Source organism: Rhodococcus sp. 06-156-4 (assembly GCF_002259345.1).
GTDB lineage: Bacteria > Actinomycetota > Actinomycetes > Mycobacteriales > Mycobacteriaceae > Rhodococcoides > Rhodococcoides fascians_E.
The window spans coordinates 142,178-154,817 of record NZ_NPGB01000026.1; the positions used below are offsets into that span (position 1 = coordinate 142,178).

Sequence of the window (12,640 nt, forward strand, 5' to 3'; positions counted from 1 at the left end):
TGACCGAGACCCCTAGCGCTTCTTCTTGGACCGCGCCGGCTTGGACGTCTTCGACTGTGCCCGAGCGGCTTCGCGGCGTTCCCGACGCGTTCCCTGCGCCGCGGCGTCGCCGCCCGACGAGTTGGGTGCCGTCGCGACACCGGACCGGCGAACTGCGGTCCCTCCGTCTTCGTCCGGACCGGAGAACGTCAGACGCTCCTCGGTGCGGTCGTCCAGGCCCTTCGCGCGCAAGGCCGACGGAACGGGGGCGGCAGGCGCCTCCTTCTTCGGTTCCGGACGGGCCGGCGCGGGCTGACCCGCCGACGCCGGAGCCGCGCCCGCGACAGCCGACGCTGCCGGGGCCGTGCCGGTGTTCGCTGCCCGAGTTCCGACGGGCGAGGCGAGTCCCGGTGCGACCGCGAGGCCGGCACCGACGGCCGGACCGGCTGGGGCAGGTGTGGCCTCGACCTGAAGGTTGAACAGGAATCCGACGGACTCCTCCTTGAGTCCTTCGAGCATGCCTCGGAACATGTCATAGCCTTCGCGCTGGTACTCGACCAGCGGGTCACGCTGTGCCATCGCTCGCAGGCCGATGCCTTCCTTCAGATAGTCCATCTCGTAAAGGTGTTCACGCCACTTGCGGTCGAGGACGGACAGCAGCACACGGCGTTCGAGCTCACGCATACCATTATCGCCCGCCACCTCTTCGATGCTCTTCTCTCTGGTGGCGTACGCGGCGCGCGCGTCGGCCAGCAGTGCTTCGAGGAGTTCTTCGCGGGTCAGGTCGCTCTTCTCACCGAATTCGTTCTCGTGCGAGAGCTCCTTGTGGTCGAGACCGACCGGATAGAGCGTCTTCAGCGCTGTCCACAGCTGCTCGAGATCCCAGTCCTCGACGTAGCCCTCGGCGGTCGCGCCGTTGACGTAGGCAGTGATCACGTCGGTGATCATGCTTTCGACCTGGCCCTCCATGTCAGCGCCCTCGAGGATGCGACGCCGCTCCTCGTAGATGACGGTGCGCTGCTGGTTCATCACCTCGTCGTACTTCAAGACGTTCTTGCGGATCTCGAAGTTCTGCTGCTCGACCTGGGTCTGCGCACTCTTGATCGCCTTCGACACCATCTTGGCTTCGATGGGAACGTCGTCCGGGAGGTTGAGCCGGGTCATGATCGACTCGAGCGCACCACCGTTGAACCGGCGCATCAATTCGTCACCGAGCGACAGGTAGAAGCGCGATTCGCCCGGGTCACCCTGACGACCGGATCGACCACGGAGCTGGTTGTCGATACGGCGTGAGTCGTGACGCTCGGTGCCGAGGACGTACAGGCCGCCGGCGGCGCGCACGGTCTCGGCGTCGGCCTTGACCTGAGCCTTCACCGTTTCGAGAGCGGAGTCCCACGCTGCCTGGTACTCATCGGGCGTCTCGACGGGATCGAGGCCCTGCTTGCGGAGCTGCACGTCGGTGATGATGTCCGGGTTACCGCCGAGCACGACGTCGGTACCACGCCCTGCCATGTTGGTGGCGACCGTGACGGCGCCGTGGCGACCGGCCTCGGCGACGATCGTCGCTTCCTGCTCGTGGAACTTGGCGTTCAGCACGCTGTGGACGACGCCGCGCTTGGTGAACTGCTTGGACAGGTACTCCGAACGCTCGACGCTCGTCGTACCGATCAGCACAGGCTGACCTTTGCCGTGTCGCTCGACGACGTCGTCGACGACGGCGTCGAACTTGGCTTCCTCTGTCTTGTAGATGAGGTCGCCGTTGTCCACCCGCACCATGGGGCGGTTGGTCGGGATCGGGATCACACCGAGGCCGTAGGTCTGGTGCAGCTCCGCGGCCTCGGTCTGCGCGGTACCGGTCATGCCGGACAACTTGTCGTAGAGCCGGAAGTAGTTCTGCAGCGTGATCGTGGCGAGAGTCTGGTTCTCGGCCTTGATCTCCACCTTCTCCTTGGCCTCGATGGCCTGGTGCATGCCCTCGTTGTACCGGCGGCCGACGAGGATACGACCGGTGAACTCGTCGACGATGATGACCTCACCGTCGCGGACGATGTAGTCCTTGTCCTTGGTGTAGAGCTCCTTGGCCTTGATCGAGTTGTTGAGGTAGTTCACCAACGGCGAGTTGGCGGCCTCGTAGAGGTTGTCGATGCCGAGCTGATCCTCGACCAGCTCCACGCCTGCCTCGTGCACACCGACCGTGCGCTTCTTGATGTCCACCTCGTAGTGGACGTCGTTCTTCAGCAACGGTGCGATGCGGGCGAACTCGCCGTACCACTTGGACGACGCGTCGGCCGGGCCCGAGATGATCAGTGGCGTGCGGGCCTCGTCGATCAGGATCGAGTCGACCTCGTCGACCACGGCGAAGTTGTGCCCCCGCTGGACCAGATCGTCGAGCGAGTGCGTCATGTTGTCGCGCAGGTAGTCGAAGCCGAACTCGTTGTTGGTTCCGTACGTGATGTCGGCGGCATACGCGGTACGACGCTCGGCCGGGGTCATGCCGGACAGGATCACGTCGGTCTCGAGGCCGAGGAAACGGTGAACTCGTCCCATCCACTCCGAGTCGCGCTTGGCGAGGTAGTCGTTGACGGTGACGACGTGCACTCCGTCACCGGACAGCGCGTTGAGGTATGCCGGGAGGACGCAGGTCAGGGTCTTGCCTTCACCGGTCTTCATCTCCGCGACGTTGCCGAAGTGCAGGGCCGCTCCGCCCATCACCTGGACGTCGAAGTGCCGCTGGCTCAAGACGCGCCACGATGCTTCGCGCGCAACGGCGAAGGCCTCGGGCAGGAGTTCGTCGAGCGTTTCGCCCTTGGCGTAGCGCTCCTTGAATTCGACGGTCTTGGCCCTGAGCTCGTCGTCGGACAAGCCCTCGACGTCCGGTGACAGGGTGGACACGTGGTCGGCGATGTTCTTGAGTCGCTTGACCATGCGACCCTCACCGACACGGAGCAGCTTGGAAAACGACAGCGAAGGCACGGGCTTTCTCGTCCTCGATCCTCGGTTACTTGTATTCGGTCGACAGGTTGGCGGTGCAGGCCCCTCCGACGTCGCGACGAGCTCTGGTGATGCGACCTGCCGATGCGACCTGACGCAACCATGGTAGGCGCTGGACCGTCAGGGCCCACAGACCCACGTACCAAAGCAGGCCCCACCTGGTGTTTTCCGGGTGAGGCCTGCTTCGTCTCAGGGTGTTCCTACGTAATTCTCAGCTCACGTGAGCCTGATCAACCCGTAGTCGAACGCGTGACGGCGATACACCACCGACGGTCTGTCGGTCGCGGAATCGTGGAACAGGAAGAAGTCGTGGCCGACAAGTTCCATTTCGTAGAGTGCGTCGTCCACACTCATCGGGGCTGCGGAGTGAACCTTGGTGCGCACGATCTGACCGGGGCCCGACGGCTCGTCCTCGAACGTGTCGAGTTTGATGTCCGGGTCGATCGCCAGATCGTCGTCCTCGGCGAGTTCGGCGGTGGCCTCGGCCACCGAGACGGGACGCTTCTCTCCGTAGTGGACCTTGCGACGGTCCTTCGTGCGACGCAGCCTGCTTTCCAGTTTCGAGGTCACCGATTCCAGGGCTGCATAGAAACTGTCGGCGCATGCCTCGGCACGAACCACGGGGCCCTTGCCCTTCGCGGTGATTTCCACGCGCTGACATGCCTTGGCCTGTCGGCGATTTCGCTCGTGTTGGAGTTCGACGTCGAACAGGTAGATGGAGGGGTCGAAACGTTCGAGCCTGGCGAGTTTTTCGGATACGTAGATCCGGAAATGGTCTGGGATCTCGACGTTGCGGCCTTTGACCACAACGTCGGCATGGGTCTTGGTGGACTCGTCCGAAGGCTTCTCGTCGAAGAAAACCGAAGCTTGTGAAGGGGTCGTCACGCGTACCTCCCGATATCGGCCACGCCGCCGGTGCGACGCGGCAAGTGCTCATGCCGAGTGGGGAACCAACCGGCATCAGATTCAGCCGCATCACCTCCACGTAACAAGAAGTCGCATCGCCTCACACAGCGGAACCACCGGTTCTTGCTCTGCAAGTACGTGACTGCGACGTTAGTCGGTCATCCGCCGGTGTGCCACCGTTCACGCGGAATTCGCCGACATTCTCAGTACTTGTTCAGTCACGTCGCGGTCCCATCACGGATGGACCAGTCCATGGGAGTCTCAGACTGCCGTCACCACCAGGACTCCGTCGACCGGGACTCCGAATTCCTTTAGCACTCTTACCGATTCGGCGGCGGTTGCACCCGTGGTCATCACGTCGTCGATCAGCAGCACCGAGGTGGCCGAGCCTGCGCCGCAGCCGAGTTCGAGAGCAGGCGCACCGCGACGCACTCGAATCCTGCCGGAGATGTTGGCCGCGCGCTGTGCGGCACCGAGACCGACGGAATCCCGTACGCCGTGCGCCATCGCGAGTGCAGGCACCATCGACACCGGTTCCGGCCACAGCGCAGCTGCGGCATCGGCGGCGAACCGGCGCACCGGATCACCGCCACGACTGCGCGCGGCACGCGCCCGCGTCGGGGCGGGTATCAGCACGAGGCGAGCCAGTTCCGGTGGATCCAGATGCCCGTACACCCTCAGGTGGTGTAGCGCTGCCGCGACGGCTCGGCCTATCGGCGCCGCTAGGTCGTGTCGATTGCGCTCCTTGAGGGCGAGCACCGCCGCCCGGCGGGCGCCGACGTACGTGCCGAGCGCCCAGCACGGCACGAACGGGTCCACGCGTGGAGTCAGCGCGATCGGCGGGCTCGCCAACTCGTCCTCGCACCGCGCGCACCATTGGGCGCCAGGTCGGCCGCAGCCACCGCATTCACGTGGAAGGGCCAGGTCCAACATCGCCGCCAACACACCGCTCATGCGTGGGAGTATGACCGATCGGTCCGACAGACACGATGCGCTCAGCCGGGCAGTACCGGAGTCGCCTTCACCCCGGCCAGGCCGGCGACTTCACGCCAGTACCGATCCCCCGCCGGATCGTTGTTGTTCAGCTGGAACACCGCGCGCGAATCCGCGACGTACTCGGCCGTCGTCGACGCATCGACCGACAACACAGGTGCGGTCAGGTTTCGACTCGGCAGCGCATCGAGCCGCGAGCCGTCCGTGGTCACCTGAACCACCGGAACGTCCGTCGCGATACGCACCACGACCACCGCGTCGCCGGTACTCCAATCCAACGCGAGCGCATCGCTACCGAGTCCGTTGGCAACCGCTTTCGGCGACACGAGCGAGTACGTTCCGTTGGGTTGGCGCACGACTGTCGCGACGTACACCAACCCGTCGACGATCATGGCCGCCCGGACGCCGTCTCGGGAGAGACGAAGATCGGTGATTCGCGATCCGAGAGCCGTCACGGCACCCGCGTCGACCGGAAGCACCGACACCTGACCGTTGGCCGGATCTCGCGCTGCGCGAATGACATTGGTGCCGTCGATGACCGCCCACGCCGCGTTGTTGTCCACTCCCCACGTAGGCCGGGTGATCGACTGTCCCTCGGCCACCGGGAACGCTCCGCTGTCGTAGCCGCCGATCATCAACGCCGACGACGGTTCGGGTGCGGGACGGCCGGTGTCGGCGACACCTGCGACGAGAGTTCCGTCCGTCGACAGCGCTGCGCTCCGCAGATTCTCCACGGTGCCGAAGTAGCCCGGCACCGGCGTCGTGCCGCTGTCGTCGACGGACACCAAGCGGCCGGACACCAGCGCGTGCAACCCGACGTCGTTCTCCGGCGAGGCCAGTGGGTCGAGGGTACCGACGTCCGCCGTCGTCCATCCGTCGGGTTTGGAGTTGTCGAGGGGTTGACCGTCCGCGAGAAGCACGTACGGTCCCGCGATGTCTGCCGACGCCAACGTCCACACCACCTGGGCCGCGAGCAGTTCGCGGTTCTTGGCGTCGACGGCCTGCAGGCCCCCGAAGTCGATCCGTACGCCGCCGCCGGATCCGATGGCCTCCTGCGAGGTTCGCCCGTCGGCCTTGGTGATGGGCCCGCGAATTCCGACGCCGTTGCCCAGTTCGTTGGACACGGCGGGAGCCAGGCTCGGCTTCGGTCCGTCGATCAGCAACTGGACCAGTTGATCGGCCATCTGATCGGCTGCGCCGCTCACCCACCGGACGTCGGGTACGAGGGCCGCGCCGAGCGGGTCGACGAAGAACAGCGACTTGCGCTGATATGCGCCGAAGAATTGCGAACGATCGATGACGACGCCGGGGGGCAGTTCGTCGATGCGCCACTCCCCGTCGACCTTGATCATCCTGATGTTCGAGTCGACCGTGCCTGCTCCTGCTTGGTAGTCACCGCCGGGTGCCACGAGACCGACGGTGTTGGATCGGAGCGTGAACTGCGCCTCGGTGTCGGTGCGCATGCCGGTGAGGAGATCGATCTTGTCGGCGACGACGGTCTTCGCGCTGTCGTCCCAGCTACTCGACGCCGAGGCGGTCAGGAACTGCCGAGCGGCCTGATGTCGGTTCGCCGATGCCGCACTTGCGGTCACGAAATCTCGCAGCAGCAGGTCCGGCTCGCGGCCCGAAGCAGGCGGGGGCGGAGTTGTCGACGCCGCACCTGCGGTGAGCGACCCGATTGCCTGTGGACTGGAGGATTCAGGGAGGCTCGCGCATCCGCCCAGTATCAGAACGAGACTCGTCAGCGCAGCGACCACGAGGCTGACGCGTGAGAACCGAGTGCGTCGGCGCTGCGTCGTCATGTGGACCGACCTCCGCCCGTGTCCGCGCCGATCGAACCGGCGGAATCGATCGACGCACCGGGTCCTCTCGGTTCGTCCGCGCGATCCGTCGCGGACGGAAGCGGTTGCCCCTGGGTGTATCTGCGCGTGCTCGGCTTGAGCGGAAGCGGACTGCCGATCACCTTGTGTCCTCGCACCAGCGGCAGAGTCAGGCGGAAGCATGCCCCCTCGCCGACGGCTCCCCAGGCTTCCAGTTTGCCGTCGTGCAGCCGGGCGTCCTCGACACTGATCGCCAGGCCGAGGCCGGTGCCACCGGATCTGCGGACTCTCGACGGATCCGAGCGCCAGAAGCGGTTGAACACCAGCTTCTCTTCCCCCGGACGCAGGCCGATGCCCTGGTCCCTGACGACGAACGCCGCGGCGTCGGTGTTGGCCCTGAGCCGGATCAGAACCGGGCGGCCTTCGCCGTGATCGAGAGCGTTGGCCAGCAGGTTGCGAAGGATGCGCTCGACGCGACGGGGATCGACCTCGGCGACGACCGCGTGATCGGGCATGTCGACGATCACTTCGGTCGCGCTCTCCCGCGCGAGATGCCGAACGGTGGACACCGCGGCCCGTGCGCACATGCGGAGGTCGAGTTGTTCGGACGCCAGCTCGGCGACGCCTGCGTCGTGGCGACTGATCTCGAGGAGGTCGCCGAGGAGGGTCTCGAACCGATCGAGCTCGTTGACCAGTAGTTCCGACGATCGTTTCAGCGCTGGATCCAGGTCGGCCGAGCCGTCGTGGATCAGATCGGCGGCCATGCGGACGGTCGTCAGCGGGGTTCGTAGCTCGTGGCTGACGTCGGAGGTGAACCTTCGTTGCAGGCTTCCGAACTCCTCCAGCTGGGTGATCTGTTTGGACAGACTCTCCGCCATCTCGTTGAACGACATGGCCAACCTCGCCATGTCGTCCTCTCCGCGTACCGGCATCCGTTCCTTGAGCCTGCCGTCGGCGAATCGAACGGCAATACGCGATGCCGAGCGAATCGGCAGCACGACCTGCCTGGCCACCAGCATGGAGATGGCAGCGAGCAACACCAGCAGGACCACGGCGCCGATCAGCAGCGTCCCCCGCACGAGCGAGAGGGTGCGCTCCTCGCTCCCGAGCGGGAACACGAGGTACAGCTCCAGGTCGGCGATGTCCGACGCGGTCGGCGTACCGAAGATGATGGCCGGACCGGTGTAGTCACCCTGCTCGGCGTCGCTGACCGTGGCGTACTGCCAACTGATCAGGCCTTCCTGGACGAAATTCCGAAGGCTCTCCGGGATCTGAGACGACGGGCCGATGGACGAGTCCGTCCTGATGCCGTCTCCATCGACGATGAGCACGGGATCGAACGTACCGGCGGATCCGGTGCTCTGCCCGGAGTCGACTCCGCCGCTCGTCAGCTGCGCACGAGCGCGTTCCAGACGCGAGGAGAGCCCCGTCGTTTCCTCGGCGCCCGCCAGCGCGCCCTCCACGGTCATCCGGGAACGTTCGAGTTCCTCCGTGGCAGCGGTGATCTTCGCTTCGAGGAGTCGATCGGTGATCTGGCTCGTCAGCACCGCGCCGAGAATGGTGATGACGACGAGAGACAACGTGAGTGTGGAGACGACCACACGCAGTTGCAGCGACCGGCGCCACGCATGGCCGATCGATGTGGTGAGCGCTCTGAACCAGCGCAGAAGCGGCGTGAACGTTCCGTTGATTCGACGCCGCGAACGGTTGGACCAGATCACGGCGGTCCGGCTTTGTAGCCGACTCCCCTCACCGTCAACACCACCTCAGGATTCTCCGGATCCTTCTCGACCTTGGCGCGCAACCGCTGCACGTGGACGTTCACGAGGCGGGTGTCCGCGGCGTGGCGGTAACCCCACACCTGCTCGAGCAGCACCTCTCGGGTGAACACCTGACGCGGTTTGCGCGCGAGGGCCACCAGCAGGTCGAATTCGAGCGGCGTCAACGACACCAGTTCGTCCCCTCGGCTGACCTTGTGCGCGGGAACGTCGATGACGATGTCCGCGATGGAGAGCAACTCCGCCGGCTCGTCCTCGGTGCGCCGCAGACGTGCTCGCACACGAGCGACCAGTTCCTTGGGCTTGAACGGCTTCATGATGTAGTCGTCCGCGCCGGACTCGAGACCCAGCACGACGTCGACGGTGTCCGTCTTCGCGGTGAGCATCACGATGGGAACCCCGGAATCGGCCCGTAGAACACGGCACACGTCGATGCCGTTCATCCCGGGCAGCATCAGGTCGAGCAGCACGAGATCCGGACGATTCTCTCGTACCGCGGACAACGCCTGTGTGCCGTCGCCGACCACGAACGGTTCGAAACCCTCGCCGCGAAGGACGATGGTCAGCATTTCGGCGAGTGCCGAATCGTCGTCGACTACAAGAATCCGAGGCTTCATGGACCTATGTTGTCACTTTCCCGGCGTCAGTTGGCTGATTGAACACGTCGGCGGCGAGTCGATCGGGGTCGACGTCGGCGCCGACGACCTGCCACGGCGACATCCAGTTCGACGCCGCCAGTTCGCCGTACACCGCAGCGGTTCGCGATTGCAGCGATCCGTCGCGCTCGTAGGCATCCCGAGTCCGCGAGGCGTCCGCGGTCTCGCGTGACTCCGCGCGCGAGGCGGCCAGTTCCACCGACACGTCGAGGAAGATCTGAGTGTCCGGGATCGGTACCTCGAATCGATCGAATTCGAGGGCGCGGATCCACTCGACCGCCTCGCCGTCCGCGGACTGGTCGAGCCTCGCGGCGGTGTACGCCGCGTTGGACGCGACGTAACGATCCAACAGCACTATGTCGTTGTGAGAGAGCGCGTTTCGTAGCTCCTCCGCGGCCGACCTGCGGTCGAGCGCGAACAGCAACGCCATTGCGTGGACGCTCTGCGCGGTGTCGCCGTGTTCACCTCGTAACGCTTCCGCGGCGAGATCGGCGTGCACCGAGGCGTCGTACCTCGGAAAGCCGATGCGAACCACCTCGAGATGTTCGCGTTCCCACGCCGAGACGAGCCGACGGGCGAGCGTGTTCTTGCCCGCGCCGTCGACTCCCTCGATGACGATCAAACGGCCCACGACGGGACCTAGTAGCGGTAGTGCTCGGGCTTGTACGGGCCCTCGACGTCGACGCCGATGTACTCGGCCTGCTCCTTGGTCAGTTTGGTGATGGTGCCACCAAGTGCCTCGACGTGAATGCGAGCGACCTTCTCGTCGAGGTGCTTCGGCAGGCGGTACACCTCGTTGTCGTATTCGCTCGGCTTCGTCCACAGTTCGATCTGGGCGATGACCTGGTTGGAGAAGCTGTTGCTCATCACGAACGACGGGTGACCCGTTGCGTTGCCGAGGTTGAGCAACCGGCCCTCGGACAGCACGATGATCGAGTGGCCGTCCTTGAACTGGAACTCGTCGACCTGCGGCTTGATGTTGATACGCGTCACGTCCGCGGCCTTCTCGAGCCCGGCCATGTCGATCTCGTTGTCGAAGTGGCCGATGTTGCCGAGGATCGCCTGGTGCTTCATCCGCTTCATGTGCTCGAAGGTGATGATGCCGAGGTTGCCGGTGGAGGTGATGACGATGTCGGCCTTGTCGATGTACTCCTCGACGGTGCGGACGTCGAATCCGTCCATCAGGGCCTGGAGCGCGTTGATCGGGTCGGCCTCGGTGACCGTGACGCGTGCGCCCTGACCCTTGAGTGCCTCGGCGCAGCCCTTGCCGACGTCGCCGTAACCGCAGACGAGGACGGCCTTGCCGCCGATGAGAACGTCGGTGCCGCGATTGATGCCGTCGATCAACGAGTGGCGGGTGCCGTACTTGTTGTCGAACTTGCTCTTGGTGACCGAGTCGTTGACGTTGATCGCCGGGAACGTGAGCTCGCCTGCCGCTGCGAACTGGTAGAGACGCAGGACGCCGGTGGTGGTCTCCTCGGTGACACCCTTGACCGACTCCGCGATGGCCGTCCACTTGGTCTTCGACTCTTCGAGCGAGCGACGCAGCAATCCGAGGAACACCTTGTACTCGTCGGAGTCGTGATCGTCGTCGGTCGGCGGTACGACGCCTGCCTTCTCGAACTGGGCGCCACGCAGCACGAGCATCGTCGCGTCGCCACCGTCGTCGAGAATCATGTTCGCGGGTTCGCCCGGCCACGTGAGCATCTGCTCGGCAGCCCACCAGTACTCTTCGAGGGTCTCGCCCTTCCACGCGAACACCGGGACGCCCTTGGGCTCCTCCTCGGTTCCGTGGGGGCCGACGACGACAGCTGCTGCTGCGTGGTCCTGGGTGGAGAAGATGTTGCACGACGCCCACCGCACCTCGGCGCCGAGCGCAACGAGCGTCTCGATGAGAACGGCCGTCTGTACGGTCATGTGCAGTGACCCGGAGACGCGGGCGCCCTTGAGCGGGAGCACCTCCGCGTATTCACGTCGGAGTGCGATCAGACCCGGCATCTCGTGCTCGGCGAGCCGGATTTCCTTGCGGCCGAACTCTGCGAGCGAAAGATCTGCGACCTTGAAGTCGATTCCACCCCGGTGGTCCGCGGTGAGTGCCGATCCGGCGGCCGAACTGCCGCCGGCATGTGCTGAGGTCGTCATCTTGCCTCTCCTGTTGTGCGTTGCGTTTCCGCACCAGGCTATCGGGTCGACTCGCGGTGGGTTCGGGCCAGGTGGCGCCGCCCTCGTTCGGAATCAGGCGGCCGTACGAGTTGTCCGGTTCTGCGACTCGGGCGCCGCGAGTAGCCCATGTCGGGCGAGAACCTTGTCTCGACGTCGGGGCAGGATGTTGGCGCGGGTGATGTCACCGTCGTAGTGAGCGAGCACCCGGCGATCCATCACTCGACGCCACAGCGGAGGGACGGCGGCGACGAGCACCATGGACGCGTAGCCGGCCGGTAGCTGCGGGGCCTCGTCGCAGCTGCGCAAGGTCTGGTAGCGCTTGCCCGGATTGGCGTGGTGGTCGCTGTGCCGCTGGAGGTGGTACAGAAAGATGTTGGTGCACAGGCGGTCGCTGTTCCAGCTGTGCCGCGGCGAGCACCGCTCGTAGCGCCCCCGCTCGTTCTTCTCTCGAAGCAGACCGTAGTGCTCCACGTAGTTCACCGTCTCGAGCAGCAGGACACCGACGACGGCCTGGAGCAGAAGGTACGGCAGGATCGACAGCCCGAACACGAGCACCAGCGTGCCGAACAGTGCGACGCTCATCGCCCACGTGTGCAGCAGGGCGTTCTGCGGGCTCCATCGGTGGATCCCGCGCCGATGCAGGCGCTGATTCTCGAGCCGCCACGCGGATAGGAGTCCCCCGACGACGCTTCGAGGCAGGAACGTGTACAGGTTCTCGCCGAACCGAGCACTTGCCGGGTCCTCGGGGGTGGCGACGCGGACGTGGTGACCGCGGTTGTGCTCGACGAAGAAGTGACCGTAGAGGGTCTGCATCAGCGCGACCTTCGCAAGCCACCGCTCGTGCTCCTCGATCCGGTGACCGAGCTCGTGAGCCGCGTTGATTCCCGTGCCCGCGACCAGCCCGACCGTCACAGCGAGCCCGATCTTGTCGATGACGGCGAGTGAACCGAACGCCCACATCCAGCACGCGACCAGCAACGTCACGAATTGGACGGGGAGGAAAAGATAGGTGCACCACCGGTAGAACCGGTCCTCCTGCATGTGCTCGGCGTCGCTGTCGGACGGGTTGTCTCCGTCCTCGCCCGCCAGCATGTCGATGACGGGGATCACGACGAAGAACACCATCACACCGCTCCACCAGAAGATGGGCATTCCGGTCCAGAGAACCAGTTGCGACGGCAGTAGGGCCGACGCGGGTGCCAGCAGGCCGAGAAGCCACAACGCTCGCTTCCCGGCCCGCCGCTTGTGAACGACATTGGTGCTTCGTGCTGGCTCGACGGTCGCGTCCCCCGACACGCCACCCCCGGCTGACTCGTCCACGGCCGTGGACGAGTGACCGGCGCGTTTCATTCGA

General features: G+C 65.3%; 9 protein-coding genes. All 9 read right to left on the reverse strand.

Annotation, left to right across the window (positions count from 1 at the left end; translation table 11 throughout):
* Positions 1 to 12 precede the first annotated feature (12 nt).
* Complete coding sequence (gene secA / locus CH290_RS18170) at positions 13 to 2,952, reverse strand: preprotein translocase subunit SecA (RefSeq protein WP_019666114.1); 2,940 nt, start codon at positions 2,950 to 2,952, stop codon at positions 13 to 15.
* A gap of 234 nt (positions 2,953 to 3,186) precedes the next feature.
* The gene (gene hpf / locus CH290_RS18175) at positions 3,187 to 3,855 is read right to left on the reverse strand and encodes a ribosome hibernation-promoting factor, HPF/YfiA family (RefSeq protein WP_019666115.1); all 669 of its coding nucleotides are present in this window, start codon (positions 3,853 to 3,855) and stop codon (positions 3,187 to 3,189) included.
* 282 nt (positions 3,856 to 4,137) lie between these two features.
* Complete coding sequence (locus tag CH290_RS18180) at positions 4,138 to 4,830, reverse strand: ComF family protein (protein WP_019666116.1); 693 nt, start codon at positions 4,828 to 4,830, stop codon at positions 4,138 to 4,140.
* 41 nt (positions 4,831 to 4,871) lie between these two features.
* Positions 4,872 to 6,671 carry an MtrAB system accessory lipoprotein LpqB gene (gene lpqB, locus CH290_RS18185; protein WP_020112117.1) on the reverse strand — a complete coding sequence of 600 codons (1,800 nt, stop codon included), beginning with the start codon at positions 6,669 to 6,671 and terminating at the stop codon, positions 4,872 to 4,874.
* Positions 6,668 to 8,410, reverse strand: a complete 1,743-nt coding sequence (gene mtrB, locus CH290_RS18190) for an MtrAB system histidine kinase MtrB (RefSeq protein ID WP_019666118.1) — start codon at positions 8,408 to 8,410, stop codon at positions 6,668 to 6,670. The genes lpqB and mtrB overlap by 4 nt, the downstream gene beginning before the upstream one ends.
* Complete coding sequence (gene mtrA, locus CH290_RS18195) at positions 8,407 to 9,084, reverse strand: MtrAB system response regulator MtrA (protein ID WP_008717777.1); 678 nt, start codon at positions 9,082 to 9,084, stop codon at positions 8,407 to 8,409. Before mtrA ends, mtrB begins: the two co-directional genes overlap by 4 nt.
* Positions 9,085 to 9,088: 4 nt before the next feature.
* A complete protein-coding gene (locus CH290_RS18200) occupies positions 9,089 to 9,754 on the reverse strand; it encodes a dTMP kinase (RefSeq protein WP_033190535.1) in 666 nt (221 codons plus the stop codon).
* 8 nt (positions 9,755 to 9,762) lie between these two features.
* Complete coding sequence (ahcY, locus tag CH290_RS18205; RefSeq protein WP_019666120.1) at positions 9,763 to 11,265, reverse strand: adenosylhomocysteinase; 1,503 nt, start codon at positions 11,263 to 11,265, stop codon at positions 9,763 to 9,765.
* A gap of 93 nt (positions 11,266 to 11,358) precedes the next feature.
* A complete protein-coding gene (locus tag CH290_RS18210) occupies positions 11,359 to 12,636 on the reverse strand; it encodes an alkane 1-monooxygenase (RefSeq protein ID WP_020112119.1) in 1,278 nt (425 codons plus the stop codon).
* Between the last annotated feature and the right edge of the window lie 4 nt (positions 12,637 to 12,640).